Annotated in this window: 18 protein-coding genes and 1 other annotated feature; of the genes, 14 read left to right on the forward strand and 4 right to left on the reverse strand. The window is 36.5% G+C overall.

Annotated elements, in window-relative coordinates; translation table 11 throughout:
- Positions 1 to 93 precede the first annotated feature (93 nt).
- The 5 genes from acsA to argD all read left to right on the forward strand — a co-directional run bounded on the left by acsA (position 94) and on the right by argD (position 6394).
- Positions 94 to 1821, forward strand: coding sequence for an acetate--CoA ligase (gene acsA, locus ACFQU5_RS00085; protein ID WP_390283387.1), 1728 nt, complete (start codon positions 94 to 96; stop codon positions 1819 to 1821).
- 357 nt (positions 1822 to 2178) lie between these two features.
- Positions 2179 to 3213, forward strand: a complete 1035-nt coding sequence (argC, locus tag ACFQU5_RS00090; RefSeq protein WP_390283390.1) for an N-acetyl-gamma-glutamyl-phosphate reductase — start codon at positions 2179 to 2181, stop codon at positions 3211 to 3213.
- Between the two features lie 13 nt (positions 3214 to 3226).
- A complete protein-coding gene (gene argJ / locus ACFQU5_RS00095) occupies positions 3227 to 4450 on the forward strand; it encodes a bifunctional glutamate N-acetyltransferase/amino-acid acetyltransferase ArgJ (RefSeq protein ID WP_390283393.1) in 1224 nt (407 codons plus the stop codon).
- A complete protein-coding gene (gene argB / locus ACFQU5_RS00100) occupies positions 4413 to 5204 on the forward strand; it encodes an acetylglutamate kinase (RefSeq protein WP_390283397.1) in 792 nt (263 codons plus the stop codon). Before argJ ends, argB begins: the two co-directional genes overlap by 38 nt.
- A 38-nt stretch (positions 5205 to 5242) precedes the next feature.
- Entirely contained in the window at positions 5243 to 6394 is a 1152-nt protein-coding gene (gene argD / locus ACFQU5_RS00105; protein WP_390283400.1) for an acetylornithine transaminase, read from the forward strand.
- Between the two features lie 82 nt (positions 6395 to 6476).
- Here the strand turns inward: argD and ACFQU5_RS00110 are convergent, their stop codons facing one another.
- Positions 6477 to 9467: a transglycosylase domain-containing protein gene (locus ACFQU5_RS00110; RefSeq protein WP_390284668.1), complete on the reverse strand. Its 2991-nt coding sequence runs from the start codon at positions 9465 to 9467 to the stop codon at positions 6477 to 6479.
- A 115-nt stretch (positions 9468 to 9582) separates the two neighbouring features.
- Positions 9583 to 9797 (forward strand) — a binding site (T-box leader).
- 147 nt (positions 9798 to 9944) lie between these two features.
- On the opposite strand from ACFQU5_RS00110, the gene tyrS reads away from it, so the two are divergent.
- Both tyrS and ACFQU5_RS00120 read left to right on the forward strand, forming a co-directional pair.
- On the forward strand, positions 9945 to 11213 hold the full coding sequence (tyrS, locus tag ACFQU5_RS00115; RefSeq protein ID WP_390283403.1) for a tyrosine--tRNA ligase: 1269 nt from the start codon (positions 9945 to 9947) through the stop codon (positions 11211 to 11213).
- Between the two features lie 101 nt (positions 11214 to 11314).
- On the forward strand, positions 11315 to 11482 hold the full coding sequence (locus ACFQU5_RS00120; protein ID WP_390283406.1) for a hypothetical protein: 168 nt from the start codon (positions 11315 to 11317) through the stop codon (positions 11480 to 11482).
- Between the two features lie 295 nt (positions 11483 to 11777).
- On the opposite strand, the gene rpsD is transcribed toward ACFQU5_RS00120, so the two are convergent.
- Positions 11778 to 12380: a 30S ribosomal protein S4 gene (rpsD, locus tag ACFQU5_RS00125; RefSeq protein WP_390283409.1), complete on the reverse strand. Its 603-nt coding sequence runs from the start codon at positions 12378 to 12380 to the stop codon at positions 11778 to 11780.
- A gap of 518 nt (positions 12381 to 12898) precedes the next feature.
- On the opposite strand from rpsD, the gene ACFQU5_RS00130 reads away from it, so the two are divergent.
- Positions 12899 to 14770 carry a sensor domain-containing diguanylate cyclase gene (locus ACFQU5_RS00130; protein WP_390283412.1) on the forward strand — a complete coding sequence of 624 codons (1872 nt, stop codon included), beginning with the start codon at positions 12899 to 12901 and terminating at the stop codon, positions 14768 to 14770.
- Between the two features lie 94 nt (positions 14771 to 14864).
- Here the strand turns inward: ACFQU5_RS00130 and ACFQU5_RS00135 are convergent, their stop codons facing one another.
- Entirely contained in the window at positions 14865 to 15344 is a 480-nt protein-coding gene (locus tag ACFQU5_RS00135) for a GAF domain-containing protein (protein WP_390283415.1), read from the reverse strand.
- A 59-nt stretch (positions 15345 to 15403) separates the two neighbouring features.
- Entirely contained in the window at positions 15404 to 16195 is a 792-nt protein-coding gene (hisJ, locus tag ACFQU5_RS00140; RefSeq protein WP_390283418.1) for a histidinol-phosphatase HisJ, read from the reverse strand.
- Positions 16196 to 16514: 319 nt separating this feature from the next.
- On the opposite strand from hisJ, the gene ezrA reads away from it, so the two are divergent.
- From ezrA to mbcS, 6 genes are all read left to right on the forward strand, one after another.
- Positions 16515 to 18224: a septation ring formation regulator EzrA gene (gene ezrA, locus ACFQU5_RS00145; RefSeq protein WP_390283421.1), complete on the forward strand. Its 1710-nt coding sequence runs from the start codon at positions 16515 to 16517 to the stop codon at positions 18222 to 18224.
- Positions 18225 to 18352: 128 nt separating this feature from the next.
- Positions 18353 to 19501: a cysteine desulfurase family protein gene (locus ACFQU5_RS00150; protein WP_390283423.1), complete on the forward strand. Its 1149-nt coding sequence runs from the start codon at positions 18353 to 18355 to the stop codon at positions 19499 to 19501.
- On the forward strand, positions 19498 to 20706 hold the full coding sequence (thiI, locus tag ACFQU5_RS00155) for a tRNA uracil 4-sulfurtransferase ThiI (RefSeq protein WP_390283426.1): 1209 nt from the start codon (positions 19498 to 19500) through the stop codon (positions 20704 to 20706). The genes ACFQU5_RS00150 and thiI overlap by 4 nt, the downstream gene beginning before the upstream one ends.
- A 102-nt stretch (positions 20707 to 20808) precedes the next feature.
- Positions 20809 to 21021, forward strand: coding sequence for an alpha/beta-type small acid-soluble spore protein (locus tag ACFQU5_RS00160; RefSeq protein WP_390283428.1), 213 nt, complete (start codon positions 20809 to 20811; stop codon positions 21019 to 21021).
- A gap of 291 nt (positions 21022 to 21312) precedes the next feature.
- Positions 21313 to 21525, forward strand: a complete 213-nt coding sequence (locus ACFQU5_RS00165) for an alpha/beta-type small acid-soluble spore protein (RefSeq protein ID WP_390283431.1) — start codon at positions 21313 to 21315, stop codon at positions 21523 to 21525.
- Between the two features lie 317 nt (positions 21526 to 21842).
- Complete coding sequence (mbcS, locus tag ACFQU5_RS00170; RefSeq protein WP_390283434.1) at positions 21843 to 23429, forward strand: acyl-CoA synthetase MbcS; 1587 nt, start codon at positions 21843 to 21845, stop codon at positions 23427 to 23429.
- Positions 23430 to 23499: the final 70 nt, after the last annotated feature.

Genomic DNA, 23499 nt, shown 5'->3' on the forward strand with positions numbered 1-23499 from the left:
AGTGTATAATTCGCAAGTAATTTTATTCCATAACATTCCAATATTATTATTGTGGAAAAGTTTCGGAGAAATTGATTGAAAGGGGTAATTTTTATGGGGATAAAAATTACGGACAGATTAACAGTTGTAAGCAGGAATCATCATTTAGAAAATTATGATGAAAAAATTGAGGCTTTCGATTGGCAAGAAACAGAAACAGCTTTTAGCTGGCATGCAACGGGGAAGGTTAATGCAGCTTATGAAGCCATTGATCGACATGCCGAAAGCTTTCGAAAAAACAAAGTAGCCTTGTTTTTTGATGATGGATCAAGAAAAGAAAGCTACACCTTTAATGATTTAAAGCGTTTTTCGAACAAAGCAGCCAACATATTTAAAAACCAAACAACTTTAGAAAAAGGTGATCGTTTATTTATCTTTATGCCGCGTTCACCGGAACTGTATTTTTCTCTATTGGGCGCTATTAAAATGGGCGTTATTGTTGGTCCATTGTTTGAAGCATTTATGGAAGGAGCCGTGTACGATCGATTAGCGGACAGTGAGGCGAAAGCTTTAGTTACGACTCCAAGCCTATTAAAGAGAGTGCCTGTAGAGAAGCTGCCACACTTAGAAAAAATCTTCGTTGTTGGGGAACAAATCGAAGAAAATGATAAAATTGTGGACTTTGCAAGTCGAATTAAAGAAGCTTCAAGTACGTTTGATATAGAGTGGGTTGACCGAGAGGATGGGATGTTGCTGCACTATACTTCTGGTTCAACAGGCGCTCCAAAAGGGGTTTTGCATGTTCATAATGCAATGATTCAACATTACCAGACTACACAATGGGTTCTAGATTTACAAGAAGAAGATATCTTTTGGTGTACTGCAGATCCTGGATGGGTAACAGGTACTGCGTATGGTATTTTTGGTCCATGGTTAAATGGAGTAACAAACTTAATAGTTGGTGGGCGTTTTAGTCCTGAAAATTGGTATAGTGCCATTGAGCAATATGGTGTAACGGTTTGGTATAGTGCTCCTACGGCATTCAGAATGTTGATGGGTGCAGGTCCAAGTATATTGGAGCATTATGATCTTTCTACTCTTCGTCATATTCTTTCAGTAGGTGAACCATTAAATCCTGAGGTAATCCGATGGGGAATGGAAGTACTTGGCCATAGAATTCATGATACTTGGTGGATGACTGAAACTGGTGGTCATATTATTTGTAATTATCCTTCCATGGAAATTAAGCCAGGTTCAATGGGAAAACCTGTACCAGGCATTTATGCAAGCGTTGTCGATGATGAAGGAAATGAAGTTTCACCATATACAATGGGTAATTTGGCGATTCGAAAAGGTTGGCCATCCATGATGCGCGGGATTTGGGGAAACCCTGAACGATTCAATTCGTATTTCTTAAAAGGAGAATGGTATATTACAGGCGATTCTGCTTATATCGATGAGGATGGGTACTTCTGGTTCCAGGGGCGTATTGATGATGTGATCATGACCTCTGGTGAACGTGTTGGTCCATTTGAAGTAGAGAGCAAATTGCTTGAGCATCCAGATGTTGTCGAAGCTGGGGTTATAGGTAAACCAGATCCTGTCCGAGGAGAAATTATTAAAGCATTCATTGCTTTGCGTGAAGGTGTAGAAGCGAGCGATCAATTAGCTGAAGACATTCGTCATTTTGTTAAAAGTGGTCTTGCTGCTCATGCTGCACCAAGAGAGATTGAGTTTAAAGAGAAGCTTCCGAAAACCAGGAGTGGCAAAATAATGCGCCGTGTTTTAAAAGCATGGGAATTAAAATTGCCAACAGGTGATTTATCAACAATGGAAGATTAATTTTTTCACTAGTTAAAAAGAAGTGATCAAAGTTAGGGTAATAGTAATTTAGGAGTCAACATGGTTATCTGGCAATTTTAGTTTTGGGAACTATTAACAAATTCTTATTAAAATATTAATATTTATACAATTTTTTAGAGGGGTACTCTGATATAAAATATGATAGAGTACCCTATTTATTATGCGTAGGAAAATTTTGAAAATATATAAAAATACAGTTGACTAAATAATTATGCAGAATTATACTAACGTTATTATGGCAGATTAGGAAGAAGAGAAGCAAGTAATCTGCAAAAAAATAGGACAACTCACAAGATTTTGACACAAGTAGGATTTCTAATTTTAGGGGTGGATGAATTGAAAGTTGGAATAATAGGGGCAACAGGGTATGGCGGATTAGAACTAATCCGATTCTTACACAATCATTCAGAAGTTGAAAAAATTGAACTGTTTACTTCTTCTGAAGAAGGTGCCATTTTTTCATCAAAATTTGGACATTTGTTATCGATTCACGATACACCATTACAAAAAATTGATGTTGAGACTTTAGCTGGGTTTGATGTTGTATTTACAAGTACTCCTTCGGGTGTCACAAGTAAGCTATTACCTCCATTAGTTGGTATTGGTCCAAGGCTGATAGACCTTTCAGGTGACTATCGCCTAAAAGATTTAAGTGTTTATGAACAGTGGTACAAAAAACCTCCGGCACCGGAATCTATTGTTAAGGAAAGTGTCTATGGACTTACTGAATGGAATGAGGAAAATATAAAATCAGCTAGTTTAATAGCCAATCCAGGTTGTTACCCAACCGCTGTTTTACTTTCACTGCTACCTTTAATAAAGGAACGGCTAATCGATCCAAACTACTTAGTAATTGATGCTAAAAGCGGTGTTTCCGGTGCAGGCAATAAGCCTTCCCAAACAACGCATTATAGCGAGATGAATGAAAACTTTTCAATATATAAAGTAAATGAACATCAACATATTCCAGAAATTGAACAGGCAATTGCAATGTTTGCAGACGTCCAGACGGCTATTACGTTCAATACGCACCTAGTCCCAATGACGCGCGGAATATTAGCAACTTCATATGCGCAAGTATCACCAGGTGTTACGAATAAACAATTAATTGATTGTTTACTAGAAACCTATAAAAATCACCCCTTTGTGCGAGTTGTGGAAGATGGTTCTTTTCTGGGAACAAATCGCGTGAAGGGTTCAAACTATTGCGATATCTTTGTTAAGTTAGATGAAAGAACAAACCGAGCTACTATTGTTGGTGTAATAGATAATTTAGTAAAAGGTGCTGCAGGGCAAGCAATCCAGAATATGAATGTTCAGTCGGGCCTACCACAAACGCTTGGTCTGGACGTTATTCCGTTATTTATTTAAGGGGGAGAATATATTGAATACATTATATGAGGTTAGAAAACTATCGAGTAAAAATATTGTGTCACCAAAAGGATTTTCAGCAGCTGGTATGCATTGTGGCATCAAACATAAGAAAAAGGATTTAGCTCTTTTAGTAAGTGAAGTTCCAGCAAGTGTAGCGGGGGTATTTACTACGAATGCCATTCAAGCAGCACCGTTAAAAGTGACAAAAGAGGTAGTATACCAGTCAGGTAAAATGCAAGCATTGATCGTAAACTCAGGAAACGCAAATGCTTGTACAGGAAAACAAGGTATAGCAGATGCATATGAAATGCAAAGCTTGGCTGCGATGAAGCTTGGAATTGACCCTTCATTAATTGGTGTTGCTTCAACAGGTGTAATTGGTGAGATTATGAAGATGGAACCAATCCGTGCCGGTGTTGAGAGTTTGGATTTGGGAAACACATTGGAGCATGGGATTGATTTTGCACAAGCAATTTTAACGACGGATACTGTCATGAAAAATACGACTTATAGTACATTGATCGATGGCAAGGAAGTGGTAATTTCAGGTACTGCGAAAGGCTCTGGAATGATTGAGCCGAATATGGCAACGATGCTTGGATTCATTACTACTGACGCAAATATTGAATCGGATGTGCTGCAAAAAGCTCTTTCAGATATTACGAACTTAACATTCAATGCAATTACGGTGGATGGCGATACATCTACAAATGATACAGTTATTATCATGGCAAATGGATTAGCAGGGAACGAATCTTTAACAACTGGACATCCAGACTGGCATAATTTTTATAGTACATTGCAAGTAGTTGCTGAAGATCTTGCAAAAGCTATTGCTCGTGATGGAGAAGGGGCAACAAAATTAATTGAAGCAGAAGTGACTGGAGCGATCTCGGATGAGGAAGCCCGTAAAATTGCCAAAACTGTAGTTGGTTCCCCGTTGGTAAAAACAGCAGTCTTCGGAAATGATGCAAACTGGGGCCGTATTATTGCAGCTGTTGGGTATAGTGGTGCTACTGTCGACCCAGAAAAAATTACAATTAAAATTGGTGAAGCATTAATGGTTCAAAATGGGGAACCAGTACCATTTTCTGAAGAAGAATTAATTAAAATCCTAAAAGCGAATGAAGTGAAAATTTACGTGTCACTAGGTCAGGGCGAAGGGCACGGATTAGCATGGGGGTGCGATTTAACTTATGACTATGTTCAAATCAATGCTTCCTACCGTTCGTAAAAAAATCGTCATCAAGCTTGGCGGAAGTACATTAGAAGGCTTAAATAGAGCCTTCTTTTCCAATTTCAAAACTTTGCAGCAAGAAGGGTACGATATCATCATTACCCATGGTGGTGGACCGGCAATTAATAGAGAGCTTGAAAAGCAACAGGTTAGCTCGGCTGTTCTAAATGGAATTCGTATTACAAATGAAGAAGCAATCAACATTGTGCAATCAACATTAATAGGAAAAGTAAATCCTGCTTTAGTTGGCCAATTGAATGAAGCAGGGATTATGGCAATAGGCTTAAACGGATTTGATGGTCAACTACTGCAAAGCGAGTATTTAGAGCAAGATACTTATGGATTTGTAGGAAAGGTAACGAGCGTGAACACGCAACTAATAAATACTTTATGCGCCAATCATATTGTTCCTGTAATAGCTTGTGTTGGGGCAACTGTCAGCGGCCAAGCACTTAATATAAATGGAGATACGGTTGCAAGTGATGTAGCATTGGCAATTGGAGCAGAAAGTTTACTGCTTGTGACAGATGTTTCTGGGATTCGTATTGAAGGAGAATACCAAGAAGAAGCAACCCCAAGCTTAATCAATCAATGGATTGAGGAAGGCCATATTTATGGTGGCATGATTCCAAAGGTAGAAGGGGCGATGCAAGTGCTAAAAGCCGGTGTCCCATCAGTACAAATTGTTGATGATCGATTAACAGGTACTGTGATTGTTCCTTCTGTTAATGAGTCATTTGCAAAGCGGTAGGAGATTCCGACACGAAAATTCGATAAGGAGCTAACCAAATGAATGCTTTATTTAATAACTATTCTAGAAGACCAATTAGCATTGTTGAAGGAAAAGGAACGATTGTAAAGGATGCTGATGGAAAACAATATCTTGATTTTACAAGTGGAATTGCTGTTTGTTGTTTAGGTCATGCACATCCAGCATTAGTAAAAACAATACAGGAACAAAGCGAAAAAATCTGGCATACGAGTAATTTGTTTGAGAGTCCAGGTCAGGTTGCATTAGCGGAAAGTTTAGTGAAGGATAATCACTTAGCTCATGCATTATTTTGCAATAGTGGAGCAGAAGCAAATGAAGCAGCAATTAAATTAGCCAGAAAACATACAGGGAAACACCATATTATTACATTTGAAAATTCATTCCATGGACGGACTTTTGGTGCAATGTCTGCCACAGGACAAGAAAAAATTCAAAAAGGTTTTGGACCGCTAGTAGATCAGTTTACGTATCTTCCTTTTAATGATGCAGACGCGCTTAAGGAGGCGGTTGATGGGACAGTGGCTGCAATCATGCTTGAAGTGATTCAAGGAGAAGGCGGTATTATTGAAGTAACGGAAGAGTTTGCGCAAGCAATTAATGAAATCTGTGAAAATAGTGATGTATTACTTATTGTGGATGAAGTCCAAACAGGGATTGGTCGTACGGGTACACGTTTTGCCTTCGAACAAACACCTTTAAAACCTGATATAGTATCCATGGCAAAAGGATTAGGCGGCGGATTCCCGATTGGTGGAATATTAGGTACATCAGATTTATATGAAACATTTGGCCCAGGTTCACATGGAACAACATATGGAGGAAATCCTCTAGGTGTAGCTGTTGCTCAAACAGTAGTCAATCATGTATTTGACTCTTCCTTCCTGAATGAAGTTCAAGAAAAATCACACTATCTTATCGGCAAGTTAAAAGAAGCTCTTGCACAGGAGCAATTTGAAATTCGAGGTAAAGGCTTATTAATAGGCTTAGATTGTGGGAAAGAAGTTGCATCTTTAGTGGGAAAAGCAGAGGAAGAGGGCTTATTGCTTGTTGCAGCAGGTTCTCAAGTACTTCGACTTCTACCACCATTAACGGTTACAACGGAAGAAATAGATGAGGCAGTTGAAATTTTGAAAAAGATATTAGTAGAAGAAAAAAGCTCAGTCTCTTAAGAGACTGAGCTTTTTTTCTAGAATAACAATTTTGGAACAACGGGCTTATCTAGCATGAAGACTAGATGATAAGCCCAGCGTACTATTGATTTGTATCTGTTGGCGGGGTTTGTCCTGTTCCGTTACCAGGATCAGTATCATTGCCTGTACCGTTTCCACCACCGTTATTATCGCCGTCTCCATTACTATTTCCTTCACCATTACCATTAGGAGTTTCACCATTTGTACCATCATTGGAACCGTCATCAGTATCACCATTTTGATTACCATTTCCTTCATTGGGGTCCGGTTTATTATTTTCTGGTGGTTGCTCAGGTTCTGTTGGTGGTGCTGCAACTGTTGTAATTGTGTTCGATTGAGCTGACTCTAATCCAGTAATATCAACAGCTACTACAATGTAAGACCTGCCACTGGTAATAGTGGATTGACGCCCACTGCCATCTCTCAATGTAGTTACATGGGTGCGGCTACCATTCGTAATATCGTAAACACGATATCCAATAACATCATTAGATGCCGATTTAGACCAAGTTATGGCATTCCCTGAAAGAGAAGCTGATACTGCCTGTGGCGGACTGCCGTCTGCATTGAATCTTGCAGATGATACAACATTACTTGTTCCACCTGGCCATAATTTTGAAGGGTCTCCACCAAGACGACCAAGTATTCTGCTAGCAAATTCGGAATTTATACCTGATCCTCCTGTAGTTACAAATTCCCTTGGTGTCGAATCCAAGGCAATATACGCTTTACCATTAATCATTACTGATGAGGATGCATTTAAACTTTCGTCGACTTTGCTTGGCAAGAATACATTTCGATTAAATAAATCTGAACGAACTAAACCGGCCTGTGTACATGCTGTTGAAGGAGCATCTCCTGAAATACCGCAAAACGATGCGTTAACCACATTGGCAGGTCGTTCAAATTGTCCCTGAGGATCGACTAACTCCGGATTTACATCATATAAGGAGTTCATTAAACTCGCCCATAATAAGTTTACTCGTGTACTTGGTTGCCCATAAGTATTATTAAATTGATAAAGCGATTTGTTTTGATCATAGCCTAACCATACACCTAGCGAAATATTTGGATTGTATCCGACTAACCATACGTCTTTATGCTCATTCGTTGTACCCGTTTTAGCAGCAAAATCAGAAGAGAATTTTAATGCACTGTTTGCTCTAGTTGCTGTCCCTTCATCTAAAACGTCTCTTAACATATCTGTAACCATATAAGAGGTTTCAGGTGAAAATACTTTGACAGGTTCAACTTCATGCTTATAAATAATATTGCCATCCAAGTCTTCAATTCTGTCAATCATATACGCATCGATAAATTGGCCACCATTTGCAAATGTGGCAAATGCATTTGTATTTTCTTCCACGGTTGTTCCGTAAGTCAAACCACCGATAGCGGCAGAAAGGTTCTCATAATCGCCAGGCGTTACTTTTGTGAAGCCCATCTGTTCTAAGAAACTTGCAGGCTTTCGATCTCGAATTGCATCATATAAGCGTAATGCGGGTAAATTCTGAGATTTGGCTAAAGCTTCCCGAGCTGGAATAATCCCCAGTTCTTGACTTTCGATATAGTTAGAAGGACTATATGAACCTAGAGTAAACTTCACATCTGCTACCGGACTTCCAGCACCGATTACACCATATTCAATCGCGGGTGCATATACTAATAATGGTTTCATTGTCGAGCCGTTTGGACGGTATGCCTGTGTTGCGTAGTTAAACTGCTGCTCCAAGTTAAATTTTCGTCCACCTACAAAACTTAGAATTTTACCTGTATTATTTTCAATAGCGATACTACCGACTTGAACTGGTTCTTCAATCACAATTTCTTCGCCAGTTTCCTCATCAATTTGGGTAGTTGTAAAAGTATGACCATAACTCTGGAAGTTCTGTGCAGATTCCTGCATTGCATCATACATTCCCTTATCGATTGTCGAATAAATTCTGTAACCACCAGAACGTACATCACGATCTGCTAGAATCATATATTTTTCTTCCAAGTTTTCTTCTTCATCTAAACGTTCGGGATCGATTCCATCTTTTTCTGCCAGTATCCGTGCAATAATTGCTTTTGCTCGATCTTCTAGTTCATATGTAAGCCATGGATAGTTGTCTGTAGCTTCTGGTTCCGGATCACGAAAGTCTTTCGTAATATCATAGTTGGCAGCTTGCTCATATTCTTCTTTAGTAATATAACCAACCGCTAACATACGCTTAAGAACAGTTTCCTTACGATCAATACCAGGTTTTAGACCTTCAGCATCCTTAATCTCGCCTGTATTGGTAAAAGGTGTATGTGCAAATGGTGCTTGTGGAATTCCTGCAATATAGGCAGCTTGTGCCAAGTTTAATTCAGATGCTGAAATTCCAAATATGCCTTGTGCCGCAGTTTCTACGCCGGCAATGTTTTTACCGGATGCATTACGGCCATAAGGAATGATATTTAAATAAGCTTCTATTATTTCTTGCTTCGTCATAAATTTCTCTAAACGAATTGCTAGTAATATCTCTCTTGCTTTTCGTTCATATGAGACTTCGTTTGTTAAAATCTGATTTTTGATTAATTGCTGGGTTAATGTAGAACCACCTGTTTGAGTAGATGAGTTTGTAATGTCTTGTAAAAGTCCGCGTAAAACGGCTTTTGGAACAATTCCTTCGTGTTCATTAAAATACTCATCCTCTGTTGCAAGTACAGCATTAATAAGTGTAGGAGATACTTTAGCAATCGAAGTTTCCCTTCTTTCCAAATCAGTACGCAGCTTTCCTATATAAATATCACCTGCGAAATAAATTTCACTGGTTTCGTCATAATTATATATTTGGTCTCTCATTTCTGCTTTAGAAATGAGCGCATCATCCTTAACGAGTGATGCAAAGTAACCTAGTCCCAGGCCACCAACAAAAACGACTGCTGTAGTCGTAAAAATCAAGAAAATAAGGACTAAATTCCAAATAACACTTCCTGTTATTCTTATTCTGCTCATTTGCTTTGACGCAGCTAATCTATCTAATTTCGCATTTAGTTCTCGTATATATTCTATAAATCGATTCATCCATACTTTCACGAAACGTCACCCCCTAAAATCTCGTTTATTATAGCATAATTCACTATAGTGCGAACATAGATATTGACATTGAATTTAAAACGAGTAGAATAATCATTATACTTTTCAAGCAATGATAAGTCTGAAGTAGTGTTTTCATTCCCTGTTTAAGAGAGCTAGCGGTCGGTGAAAGCTAGACACAGTGTAAACACGAATTACGTTCTTGGAGCTTGAACGACCGCGTTGCGTTAAAACGTCTCAAAGAGGAAGAGGTTCTATTATCAAGACTTCTTCAAGCCGGGTGGTACCGCGTTAAATTTGCTAATTAACGTCCCAGCATGCAATTGATTTTGCGTGTTGGGGCTTTTTTATGTTTTCCAATCTTTAAATCTTAATTTGTGAACACTTGTGGGTTAGTTGCAATTTTTTGGTTTATTTTAATTATTGATTATTAATAATGCAAAGAGTATGAATGGAGGATAAAAAATGACAAACCCTTTATTAGAAGACTTACAATGGCGCGGCTTGTTATACCAACAAACTGATGCTGAAGGAATGGAAAAATTATTAAATGAAGAAAAGGTAGCACTGTATGTTGGGGTTGATCCAACAGCTGATTCCATGCATATTGGGCATATCGTACCACTTCTGACGCTACGCAGATTTCAACAGGCTGGACATCGACCTGTATTGGTAGTTGGTGGAGCAACAGGAATGATTGGCGATCCATCTGGCCGTTCTTCTGAGCGAAATTTATTGACTGAAGAACAAATTGCACATAATGTAGCAGGCTTAAAAGCACAAATGGAGCGTATTTTCGATTTTAGTGAAAAGGAAAATGGTGCACAACTTGTCAATAACTATGACTGGGTTGGAAAATTAAGCGTTATTGATTTCTTGCGTGATTATGGAAAATTAGTGAATGTGAATTACCTTTTAGCAAAAGATACTATTGCTTCCCGTTTAGAATCAGGAATCTCATTTACTGAATTTACGTACACAATTATTCAAGGTCTTGATTTCAACTATTTATACGATAACTACAATGTGAAAATCCAGGTTGGTGGGTCAGACCAATGGGGCAATATTACAACTGGACTTGAAGTAATCAGAAAAACACATGAGGAAGAAACGAATGCCTTTGGTATTACAATTCCATTAGTAACAAAAGCAGACGGCACGAAATTTGGTAAAACTGCTGGTGGTTCTGTTTGGTTAGATCCTGAAAAAACTTCACCATACGAGTTCTACCAATTTTGGGTAAATACAGCTGATTCTGATGTAATCAAATATTTAAAAATCTTCACGTTCCTATCACGTGAAGAAATTGAAGCATTAGAGATTACAGTGCAGGAAGAACCACATTTGCGTAAAGCTCAAAAAACTTTAGCAGCAGAAATGACAAAGCTAATCCATGGCGAGGCTGGTTTAGAACAGGCTGAGAAAATTACAGCAGCTTTATTCTCCGGGGACTTAAAGACTTTATCTGTTGAAGAGATGAAAGTAGCCTTCGCTGGGGTTCCTTCTATTGAGCTGGTTAAAGAAGATAAAAATATTGTGGACTTAATTGTAGAAGCTGGAATTTCATCTTCAAAACGCCAGGCCCGTGAAGATGTAACGAATGGTGCGATTTCAGTGAATGGAGAAAAAATAGCAGACCTTGACTACGTGATAGATGGAAAGGACCGTCTAGAAGACGCGTTTGCCATCATCAGACGTGGCAAGAAAAAGTATCATATGGTAAAATTTAGCTAATAAATGCGTCCTGGTTTTTATTTAAACTAGGACGTTTTTTTATTTTGTCTTAGAATAAAAAAATAAATATTACTCATAATAATGTGGTGGAGGTGAGAGATATGGCACAAAACAACAATAACAACAACAACAGCCAACGCAACAATCGTCAAAACAATGACGCAGAAAACCGCAACAACCGTGCAGAGTTTGCAGAAGAATTAAACTTTGACCGCAATAACAGAAACAATAATAACAACAACAATAACAACAACAGTGAGAACCGATAAGTAATTACTCTCACACAACCAACAACAGTATAGAAGTTCTTGAACATTCTATACAAAGCCCCGAATTGTGGCACTTCTCTAAGTGACTATTCGGGGTTTTTATTTTTTAAAATTTTTGGATGATTGACCCCAATGGAAGAGAGAAGAATAATGAGCGGGGGAATATATTGAAGAAGTTAAATACTTAAAAAAGGTAGTGTTTAATTAAAATACTTTAATTACCATCAATAAAGTTTTTTGCATATATAAAAAAGAGGACGACCAAAAGTCGTCCTCTTTGAATACAAACTTAGGATTAACGAGAGTAGAACTCTACGATTAATTGTTCTTGAATTTCAGCTGATAATTCAGAACGCTCTGGAAGACGTACAAAAGTACCTTCTTTTTTGTCTGCATCAAATGATAAATAATCTGGTACGAAGTTGTTAACTTCGATAGCTTCTGTTACTACAGCAAGGCTTTGAGATTTTTCACGTAGAGAAATCACTTGTCCTGGTTTAACGCTGAAAGAAGGGATGTCAACACGTTTACCGTCAACTAAAACGTGACCGTGGTTAACTAATTGACGAGCTCCACGACGAGTGCGAGCTAAACCTAAACGGTATACTAAGTTGTCAAGGCGAGTTTCAAGAAGGATCATGAAGTTTTCACCTGCAACACCTTTTAATTTGCTTGCTTTGTTGTATAGGTTTTTGAATTGACGTTCAGTCATACCAAACATATGACGAAGTTTTTGTTTTTCTTGTAATTGTAAACCGTATTCTGATAATTTTTTGCGTTGGTTTGGACCGTGTTGTCCTGGTGCATAAGGGCGTTTTTCTAATTCTTTACCTGTGCCGCTTAATGAAATACCTAGACGACGAGACACTTTCCATGATGGACCTGTATAACGAGACATAATTTTGTCTCCTCCTTTTAATTTGGTTTTTTTACTGATCGAAATATAAAATTTCTATAATCAGTAACTAGAAAAGACATCGAAGTGATGTTTTTTCTATAGTAAAACAAAAACCAGTTGTACCCGAAACTTGCTGGATTTTATATTCATGTATCTTCGCCCTTGCAGCCGATTAGGGTTACAAATACACCATCAAGGAAACAATATGTTGACCAAGAGGAATAAAATACAGGCACAGCTTATACAACTGCTGCGTTTATTTTACACGAAGATTATTATATAATTTATTATCATATGAGTCAAGAAATATTATTGGTAAGTATGACAAGCGAAAGTAGTTATTTAGTTTATAAAAAATGTTAAAATTATGAAATATAGATGCCCTAATATTATAAATTGTTTGAATATATAATCCTATACAATTAGAAATTTATAGTCAAATTGGCATAAGTTGTGTATAATTTACATTAAGTTACATAAGGGAAATGATTTTTGTTACTTGAGAAAAGGTGATTTTTATGAGAGAACATCGTGAGATTTTAACGAATATTAAATCAGATTTGTTAAGTTTGTGTATAGACTCTATGAATGAAAAAAACTGCTACGATGAATATGTTTTATTGATGCAAAAAAGCTTGAAACAGCATTTTGATATCGATAAATGCTGTTTTCTTTTATATGAATGTGAATCATTTATACCATTTAATATAAAGTCATCAATTGAAATAGACTTTACTGATATTCATTGGAGTAATATTAGCACACATTTCTCATCAGGGAAGTTAGTTGAAGTACCAAGATTTCTTTCTAATATAAAAGAATTTAATCCATTCTCTCATATGCTATTACTTAAAACGGGATCTTTCGGTGTCTTTTGTATTGTATTACTTGATGCAACGCCAAAATGGATAACCTTTTCGCAAAGTGAATATTTTGAAAATTTCGTAGATATTACCGCTAATATACTAAAAGTATTGTGCAAAAATATCGAAATCCTCCAAAACGAAAACCAGTACCGTAAATTATACAATATGACCGATTTATTTCATTCGACAATGGATATTGATTTAATTCTGGAAAATGTGTTATTTACGATTCAAGATAATTTTCCGGACTTTAATGTAGAGTTAATATTATCAAATGATCAAGACCGTCAAACTAAGGTACATATTAAACCGTTTGATTATCTCTCAGAAAGGCCAGCTGCAATCGAGGCTTTCGTTTCAGGGACAATAACAATAGAACAGGCTTCAGATTTAAACCGCTGTCTGTTGAATGCTCCAATTAAAGGAAGACAAGCGATTTATGGAATCCTTCAAGTAAGTGCGCCTCTTTATTATGTTTATTCAAAGACACAAGAAGATTTTATTAGAATGCTTGCACATGCATCAGGAAATGCCTTAGAGAATGCGAAACTATATCATCAGTCACATAGATTAATTAGCGACCTTCAACTCATTAATGAAACATCACATCGTCTAAATATGAAATTAGATAGTAAAGAGATGTTTATGTTTTTACATAAACAGCTAATAAAATCCTTCCAACCAATGGAAGTATGTTTTGTTTTGATGAATGATTCTGAGTTAAAACTTACCGAGGAGTCCACAGAGCTTTTTGATACTGAGGAAGGGCGCCTGTTTATTGATCATGTTTCCAAACATTTTGAAAATAGTCAAGAGCCATTATTTATTGCGGATTGCAGTCGTTTAATTGGGAAAGATCTTCATTTCAATTCGATGATGGCCATCCCGATGGTAGTAGAACAACGTATTAATGGTTTTAGTATTGTACTGCATCAGGATTCATACTTTTTCTCTTTTGATAGTTTTAAACTTATGCAATCGCTCATTCATCACTCCTCATTAGCCATTGCAAACTCAATTCTGCGCAATAAATTACAGGAAATGGTCGATCATGATCACTTAACAAAATTACATGCTCGTAGTTTCTTTGATAATTTCGTTGGAAACTCATTGAAAAACGACAGTTCAGGAATGTTTCTATTGATTGATATTGATAATTTTAAAAGAGTTAATGATACTTATGGACATCAAGTTGGAGACGAGGTACTTGTTCAAATTGGGAACCAACTTAAAAATATGATTGGCACACGTGGCATATGTGCAAGGTGGGGCGGGGAAGAGTTAGCTGTTTACGTACCAAATATTTTAGTGGATGAAGTAGAAAAATTAGCGACTCAAATCGTGGAGTCAATTCCAGAGGCTACAAATCCTGCGGTTACAGTTTCAGCTGGTTTAATTACTTGGAATGCAAAAGAACGCCCGGAATTCCAGGAGTTCTTTTTACATGCTGATACAGCATTGTACAATGCTAAATCTACAGGTAAGAATAAATTTTCAATTTTTAATAAATCAATGCTTTTTTAATAAAAAAACTAAACGTGTAGATAAAGTCGAATAGCGATTTTATCTACACGTATTTGGTTTGGTTGATTGCAAGCGTTTGTCAACAGCTGCTTTCTTATAAAAACTTTTGTAAAGTTTGAACAAATAATTCCAGGCCTTGCTGGTCCTCTAAAGTAAATCGAGCTTTTAACGGACTATCGATATCTAGGACACCAACTACTTTGTCATCTTTCAAGAAGGGAATCACGATTTCCGAATTAGATGCAGCATCACAAGCAATGTGTCCAGGAAATGCGTGAACATCTTCCACTAGCATTGTTTTTTGCTCTGAAACAGCGGTTCCACAAACACCACGACCTACAGCAATTCGTACACAAGCGGGTAAACCTTGGAAGGGACCTAAAACAAGTTCGCCTTCTTTCATCAAATAAAATCCTACCCAATTGATATTATCCAGAAATTGATTTAAAAGGGCTGAAGCATTACTTAAATTGGCGATTAAATTTGTTTCTCCTTCAAGTAATGCATCTAATTGTTTAGATAATGTTTCATATTTTTTTGAAACTGGACCTTCATAAGTTATTTGTGAAAACATGTTATACCTCCATAATTAGTAATACTGTATGAACAGTTAGGTTAAATTGAGATTTCATTCTATCGCATAATTGTATCATAGTGCTGATGTAAATCATCCGCACTGTGTGCATCCGAGCCAAAAACAAGTGGCAAAGAAATAGAGCGTGCGTATTCAATCATGTGTATAGGTGGATAAGGTTCCTTGCAATAAGGTTTGCTTAAACCAGCACTATTAACATCCAATTCATAGCCCTTCTCTTGCATTTTTGTTAGTACTTCAATGGTACGATGATTATCATCGATATTTTCTCCATGTGCAAGCTGGAATTTATGAACAAGGGTTGGATGACCAATTCTTCGAGGTTTAAATCTGCCGAGATTAGCGTCAATCGATTGTAAAACAGTATCATAATAAAGATTATAAAGAGCCTCAACTCCACCAATTTGCCTAGCGAAATCAAGATATACCTCATGAGAAAAATCAATGCATGTGTATGTATCATTGTGCTTTAAAAAATGAACAGAGAGAATTGCGTCATCAAGGATGGGACCGGCAATGTCCAACAACGCTCGAGTTTCCGTTTCATAGCCAACAATATAGTCTACCTCTAAACCTACTTTAATAGTAATTTGATCTTTGTATTGTTGTTTTAGTTGTTGCAAAGTCTCAAAGTAGGCAGTTAAATCCTTAGGTATCATCCCGCTATCCTTTTTTGGTGTCGGGTCGACAAAATTAGTTGGCAATGGTGCGTGCTCGGTAAAAGTAATTTCTGAAAAGTTTTCTTCTATTGCTTTTTCAATATATCTTTCAAATGGGTCCTTTGTACCGTGTGGGCAAAAAGGTGAATGTATATGACCATCTTTTTTCATTAACAAACCTCCACTCTGGTTTAATAAGGCAACGCTCCCATTAATAGCAGGGAGCTTCGGTAAAATTGCTTTTAATCTATTATTTAACTATATGCTAACTTAATAAAATAATAGTCTATAGAGGCAGATTTTTGTTAGTAGAATGTCTTAGAAAAATCCAATTTATTTAAGAAATTTCGGATTTTTTTTATCTTCTAGATATTTATTACAATTTACTTTAGCAAAAAACTGTATTTTTTTAAACAAATGAAAAAAAACATGGTATATTATAGTTACAAAATTGTAGCAGGTACAGTGATTTGGGAATAGGGGGCTTATGATGCAGTATATCATCATTGTCGTCATCGTACTATTAGCATTATTTATCGTTGGACTCATGATTCGTCGAAAACATAATGTTGTTATACAGCGACTTGAACAAGAAAAAATGCAAATTCAGCATTATCCTATATTTGAGGAGCTAACAAAAGTAAAATCTTTAAATATGAATGGTCAAACAGAAGAAATGTTTGAACATTGGCGTAATATTTGGACGGAAGTTATAGATGTTCACGTAATCAAGATAGATTCTATGCTTTTTGATGCGGAAGAATACATCGACCGTTTTAAATTTAAAAAAGCTTCAAATGTGGAAAATGCGATTGAGGATTATATTGCTAAATGTGAAAAAAGTAAAAATCAAATCATTAGCGAATTAGAAGAACTAATCGGCAGCGAAGAAAAGAATCGCATTGAGATTGAACAAATTAAAGAGCATTATCGCTCAGCTAGAAAAACTTTGCTCGCTCATCAATATTCTTTTGGCCCAGCATTAGCAGCATTGGAAAAAAGAGTAGAACAATTTGTTCCAAGATTTGAAGAATATGAAGCATTAACGGTAGAAGGAAATTACTTGCAAGCTAGAGAAATCGTTTTAGGTCTTAATAGTGAAGCTCAAACAATTTACCATTTATTATCTGAAGTCCCAACGTTGCTATCAGAAATACAAACAAAAATACCAGCTGCTATACATGAATTGCGAAACGGTCAACGTGAAATGGAAGAGCAATCCTATTACTTAAATCATTTAGAGCTAACAAAATACTTAGATCATCTTGACGAAGAGCTAGAAACACTCAAATCAAAACTAGCTGATTTGGATGTAGCTTCAGTAGCTCCAAGACTTAATGAAATTAATGAAGAGATTGAAAATTATTATGACCTATTAGAAAAGGAAGTCATTGCAAGAAATTATGTTGATAAAAATTGTGACGATACTTTCCAAACGTTAAATGATGTAGTCAAAGTCACAAAAGAAATTAGTAACGAAGCTGTTTATGTACAAAATAGCTATCATTTACCTGAAAATGAAGCAGAGATTCCAAAATTAGGACTCAAACAACTTGAAATCATTCAAAAACGCTTTGAGCTACTCCTTACACGTGTAAATGATGAAAAATCTGCTTATTCGAGTTTGCAAGATGAATTAGTTGAAATCAGTGAAGAAATTGAACGTATAAAAGATGAACAGGAACAGTTCTCTAGTCGTTTGAAGAATTTAAGAATTGATGAAAATAAAGCAAGAGCAAAGCTCGATTCTTTAAAACGAGTATTACAAGAAACGGATCGCCAACTAAATAAGGCGAATATCCCTGGAATACCAGAAGAAATGGATGCTCGTATTGAAGAAGCAGAAGAACAGATTTATATCGTAATGCAAAGTCTACAAGATGTACCGCTAAACATGAACCGTGTACAAGGCAACATTGAAAATGCTGAAAAATGTATACATGAAGTAAATAAACATGTTCAAGAGATGATTGAAAATGTCATGTTAATAGAAAGAATCATTCAATATGGTAACCGTTATCGTGCAACGAACCAAAAAGTAAATGATCTTCTACTAGAATCAGAATATGCTTTCCATCAATATCGTTACATAAAAGCGTTAGAAGATGCAGCCGCCGCAGTAGAGTTGGCAGAGCCTGGGGCAATTAAACGGATTGAAGAGCTTGTTCAAGATGAGCTTTACGAAAAATCACAATATTAATCATCACTTGACAATAGCGTTATAATTAATAGAGGAAGCCACCGCACTTATGTGTTGGTGGTTTTCTTATCGAGTGGAATCAAATATTTTAAAACTTCTAAATGCAAGAAATTAAGGTGGGATATAAAATGATCTATCTAGATAATAGTGCTACAACAAAACCGCACAAAGAGGTTTTAAATACATTTATACAAGTGAATGAATCCTTCTATGCCAACCCTTCTTCAATTCATGAGGCTGGAGTTGAAGCAAATACTTTATTAGACCGGGCAAGAGGTCAGATAGCTGATCTTCTTCATACGAAAGGCCAATTTGTATTATTTACAGCAGGTGGTACGGAATCTAACAACTTTGCAATATTTGGTATTCCTAAAGCAAATACTCATAAAGGAAAACATATTATTACCACAGAAATCGAACATCCATCCATTATAGAAGCAGTAAAATCACTACAAAATGAAGGATACGAAGTTGATTTCCTTAAAGTTGATGAAAATGGTGTTATTTCATTACAAGAACTACGAGCCAAGATTCGCAAAGAAACAGTACTTGTTAGCATAATGCATGTAAATAATGAAATGGGTGCAATTCAACCTATTGAAGAAGCTGCGAAAATTATCCATGAAAATAGTCGTGCTGCCTTTCATGTCGATGCCGTACAGAGTTTTGGGAAATTGCCGATTTTCTTTAACGGTGAAGCAGGTCCTGATATTATTACAATCTCTGGACATAAAATACATGGAATAAAAGGATCAGGCATTATTGCTTTTCGTAAAAAAATGAATATTATTCCACTCTTTTTTGGTGGTGGCCAAGAGCAAGGATTACGAAGCGGGACAGTGGCAGTTCCTTTAGCAGTTGCAACCGCAAAAGCTGCTCGAATTGCTAACGATAATATGGAACAATCGGCTCAAAAGTACCGAAAATGGCATAATGACCTATTAGAATTTTTAGCAGAATTCGGGGAAAATATTCATTTGTTATCCAAGAATACAGGCGCCGCGCATATTTTGTCCTTTAGTGTAAAGGATTTAAAGGGTGAGATCTTAATTAATGCACTTCAAAAAAGAGGGATTATTGTATCGACTTCGAGTGCTTGTTCATCTAAGCAAAAGAAAACAAGTCATGTAGTTGAAGCACTAAATATACTTTCGAACTTTAAAAAGGGTGTTATTCGATTAAGCTTTGGTTCCTTCAATACAGATGAAGACATTCTTGAATTTAAAAAGGCTTTCACCGATGTGATGAAAGAGTTAAAAGGAGATAAAAATCAATGATCTGGAAAGAAATTTTAATAAGATATGGTGAATTATCAACAAAGGGACGAAATAAGAAAGATTTTATAAATCGACTTCGTGCAAATATTCGGCACACATTTTCTGATATTGCGCCATTAGAAATCGTAAGTGAACGTGATCGTATGCATATCAAGTTAGAAAATGAAGATCAATATGAAGTGTTAATGAACAAATTACCTACTGTTTTTGGCATTCAATCGTTTAGTCCGGTGGCAGTATGCGGTAAAGATCTAGATGACATGAAAAAGTTATCTCTTATTATAATGGAACAATTTAAAGAACAAGAACTAACATTTAAAGTAGAAGTTCGTCGATCAGATAAAACGTTTCCTCTTGAATCGCATGAAATTCAACGTGAAATTGGCGGACATGTCTTAAGAAATAATCCGAATATATCAGTACAGGTAAAAAAACCAGATGTTGAGCTTCGTATTGAAGTTAGACAAGATGCAATTTACATGATGGCTCAGATTATACAAGGTGCTGGTGGAATGCCAGTTGGTTCGAATGGAAAATCACTGTTGATGCTATCTGGTGGAATCGATAGTCCGGTGGCAGGTTATTTATTGATGAAGCGCGGCGTTCGTTTAGAAGCAATACATTTCTTCAGTCCACCATATACAAGTGACAACTCATTAGAAAAAGTAAAAGTACTTGCAAACGAGTTAACAAAATTTGGAGCAAATATTCGATTGCATGTTATTCCATTTACAGAGATTCAAGTATTAATTAGGGATCGAGTTCCAAGTAATACAATTATGACGACAACTCGAAGAATGATGATGCGTATTGCAGATCAAGTGCGACAAGAAATCGGTGCATTAGGAATCGTGACGGGTGAGAGCTTGGGTCAAGTAGCCAGTCAAACATTAGAAAGCTTAACAGCGATTAATGACGTGACAAATACACCAATACTTCGTCCATTAATAGCATTTGATAAACTGGAAATTATCGATATTGCTGAAAAAATCGGCACTTACGAAACATCCATTCAACCATTTGAGGATTGCTGTACAATCTTTACGCCTGCAAATCCAAAAACCAAACCGAAAGTTGAAAAAGTGACTTATTATGAAAGCTTTACTGAATTCGATGAATTAATTGATCGTGCTGTTCGAAACAGAGAAGTTTATAAGTTCCCGGAAGAGAATACAGTGAAAGATAAATTTGAAGGGTTATTGTAAAACGTTGTAATGAAGACATTTAACAGGAAATACTTACCTTTATTCTTGAGTGTATTAAAAAACATTTTTCGCACAATCTAAATGCACAAGGAGGTGAGATAAATGTCAAACAACAGCGGTAGCCGTAACAAGCTTACTGTACCAGGTGCAGAACAAGCTTTAGATCAAATGAAATACGAAATCGCACAAGAGTTTGGTGTTCAACTCGGACCTGAAGCGTCTGCTCGTGCAAACGGATCAGTTGGAGGAGAAATTACTAAACGTCTTGTACAAATGGCTGAATCACAATTACGTGGTTCTTCATCAGGGCAATAATATCACTTTCCTAAGGGCTAGCAGCTAAAAGCTGCTAGCTCTTTCATTTTCGTTCGATGTACATATGCTTACATAAGTTCATGATCTAGTCTTTCCGACAAGCCATTGTTTTAATCTTTTAATGGTTTTAGGAGTATTGTAAATGGAGATAAAAGTTTTGTAAAAAATGAAATATGAATTTTAAAAAAATTATAAGTTGTCTACACTATGTAGCTTAAACAAAAAAGTACTATTTTTTATGTATTAAAAAATGATTTTCGCACAATCTAAATGCACAAGGAGGTGAGATAAATGTCAAACAACAGCGGTAGCCGTAACAAGCTTACTGTACCAGGTGCAGAACAAGCTTTAGATCAAATGAAATACGAAATCGCGCAAGAGTTTGGTGTTCAACTCGGACCTGAAGCGTCTTCTCGTGCAAACGGATCAGTTGGAGGAGAAATTACTAAACGTCTTGTACAAATGGCTGAATCACAATTACGTGGTTCTTCACAACAACAATAATTGCAATAGGGCTAGTAGCTAGATGCTGCTAGCTTTTATTATGCTTTAAAAGGTACGGTGTGAATACTTTATATTCTGGTTTTGCACATAAAAGGTCAACCCGAATTATGTTTGATTGATTAAAAACCCAAAACTTATTAAGCCAATTTAACATTAAAATCTTGCTGATTCCTGAATCATTATTATTACTTTATACATATCTAATATACATTTAATACGCTTAATTCTCTTTTTCGAGGAATATTTTGATATAATAGTCGAATATTATTATAATTAGTATAATGTATCTTTTTTTGGTGCATAAAAGGGGGATAAATATGAAAAGAGAAGATTTACTGGCTCCTAAAAAATATAACATTGTGGATGAGATTGAGAAGTATGCAAAAACGAGTTCAAAAATTGCATTAATGATTCATCATGATAGCGGACAAATCGAAAAAATTTCATATGAAAAATTAATTAAAAAAGCAAATAAAGTAGCCAATTTATTTAAAAGCAATGGACTTAAAAAAGGTGATGTAATTCTAGTCATGGTACCTCGTTCAGAAGAGGCATATGTTACATATATTGGAGCACTAAAGGCCGGCTTAACAATTATACCAAGCTCGGAGATGCTTCGGGCAAAAGATATCGATTATCGAATTACACATTCAGGTGCAAAGGCTGTAGTTGCTTTTGAAAATGAACTTAGTCAATTTGATGAAGCACAACATATAGATGGGCTAAAACTTTTTGTGTACGGCCAAGCAAGAAATACATGGTTATCTATTGAGCAAAATTTAGAAAATGAGTCGGATGTTTTTGTTGGAGTAGAAACTGAAGATTCCGATGTCGCATTTTTATCTTATACTAGTGGAACAACCGGCAACCCAAAAGGAGTAGTCCATTCCCATGGTTGGGGCTACGCCCATTTAAGAACAACTGCTGCTCATTGGCTTGGAGTACAAGAAGATGATTTGGTTTGGGCAACGGCAGCACCAGGATGGCAAAAATGGGTATGGAGCCCATTCCTAGCTACATTAGGAAGTGGGGCGACAGCATTTATTCATATAGGGAAATTTGAACCACAGGGTTATCTTCAAATGCTGCAGGATTACCAAATAAATGTATTATGCTGTACACCTACTGAATATCGTTTAATGGCAAAAGTAGATAAGTTTGAACAATATAATTTATCGAGTGTTAAAAGTGCGGTTTCAGCTGGGGAGCCATTAAATAGCGAAGTCATTAATAAATTCCTGAATGTTTTCTCTCTTCAAGTTCGTGATGGCTATGGACAGACAGAAAGTACTTTATTAGTAGGGACATTATTGGGTATGACCCCAAAACCGGGTTCAATGGGGAAACCAACACCAGGGAACCTTGTAGAAATCATCAATGACCTGGGTGAACCGACAGAAGCCGGTGAAGTGGGTGATATTGCTGTACATTCATCAACTCCGGCATTATTTAAGGGATATTTAAAGGATCCAGAAAAAACTAGTAAGCAATATCGGGGAGAATGGTTCTTAACAGGGGATCGTGCCTACAAGGACGAGGAAGGTTATTTTTGGTTTGAAGGCCGTGGCGATGATATTATTATCTCCTCTGGGTATACTATAGGTCCATTTGAAGTAGAGGATGCCCTTGTCAAACATCCAGCTGTAAAAGAATGTGCCGTTGTAGCTAGTCCGGATGAAATTCGCGGTAACATTGTTAAGGCCTTTGTAGTGTTAAGAGAGCCCGATCAAAAAAACAGTCCAACAATTGTGAAAGAACTACAAGATCATGTGAAAGAAATTACGGCACCTTATAAATACCCGCGATCAATTGAATTTATCGATGAATTACCGAAAACATCATCAGGGAAGATAAGACGTATTGAACTTCGTGAAAAGGAATTCAAAAAAGAACTAACAAATTAACTTATACTAGAAGATACAAGAGTTGAAAGATTTTATTTCCTAGGGAATAGTGTCGAATTTAAAGGGGATT

Origin of the sequence: Ureibacillus sp. GCM10028918 (assembly GCF_042666115.1) — a bacterium.
Taxonomy (GTDB): Bacteria; Bacillota; Bacilli; order Bacillales_A; family Planococcaceae; genus Ureibacillus.

Excerpts from the sequence above, each read along its gene's own strand:
- acsA (WP_390283387.1), top strand. The coding sequence starts at position 94 with ATGGGGATAAAAATTACGGACAGATTAACAGTTGTAAGCAGGAATCAT.
- argB (WP_390283397.1), top strand. The coding sequence starts at position 4,413 with ATGACTATGTTCAAATCAATGCTTCCTACCGTTCGTAAAAAAATCGTC.
- argD (WP_390283400.1), top strand. The coding sequence starts at position 5,243 with ATGAATGCTTTATTTAATAACTATTCTAGAAGACCAATTAGCATTGTT.
- ACFQU5_RS00110 (WP_390284668.1), bottom strand. The coding sequence starts at position 9,467 with ATGAATCGATTTATAGAATATATACGAGAACTAAATGCGAAATTAGAT.
- tyrS (WP_390283403.1), top strand. The coding sequence starts at position 9,945 with ATGACAAACCCTTTATTAGAAGACTTACAATGGCGCGGCTTGTTATAC.
- ACFQU5_RS00120 (WP_390283406.1), top strand. The coding sequence starts at position 11,315 with ATGGCACAAAACAACAATAACAACAACAACAGCCAACGCAACAATCGT.
- rpsD (WP_390283409.1), bottom strand. The coding sequence starts at position 12,380 with ATGTCTCGTTATACAGGTCCATCATGGAAAGTGTCTCGTCGTCTAGGT.
- ACFQU5_RS00130 (WP_390283412.1), top strand. The coding sequence starts at position 12,899 with ATGAGAGAACATCGTGAGATTTTAACGAATATTAAATCAGATTTGTTA.
- ACFQU5_RS00135 (WP_390283415.1), bottom strand. The coding sequence starts at position 15,344 with ATGTTTTCACAAATAACTTATGAAGGTCCAGTTTCAAAAAAATATGAA.
- hisJ (WP_390283418.1), bottom strand. The coding sequence starts at position 16,195 with ATGAAAAAAGATGGTCATATACATTCACCTTTTTGCCCACACGGTACA.
- ezrA (WP_390283421.1), top strand. The coding sequence starts at position 16,515 with ATGCAGTATATCATCATTGTCGTCATCGTACTATTAGCATTATTTATC.
- ACFQU5_RS00150 (WP_390283423.1), top strand. The coding sequence starts at position 18,353 with ATGATCTATCTAGATAATAGTGCTACAACAAAACCGCACAAAGAGGTT.
- thiI (WP_390283426.1), top strand. The coding sequence starts at position 19,498 with ATGATCTGGAAAGAAATTTTAATAAGATATGGTGAATTATCAACAAAG.
- ACFQU5_RS00160 (WP_390283428.1), top strand. The coding sequence starts at position 20,809 with ATGTCAAACAACAGCGGTAGCCGTAACAAGCTTACTGTACCAGGTGCA.
- ACFQU5_RS00165 (WP_390283431.1), top strand. The coding sequence starts at position 21,313 with ATGTCAAACAACAGCGGTAGCCGTAACAAGCTTACTGTACCAGGTGCA.
- mbcS (WP_390283434.1), top strand. The coding sequence starts at position 21,843 with ATGAAAAGAGAAGATTTACTGGCTCCTAAAAAATATAACATTGTGGAT.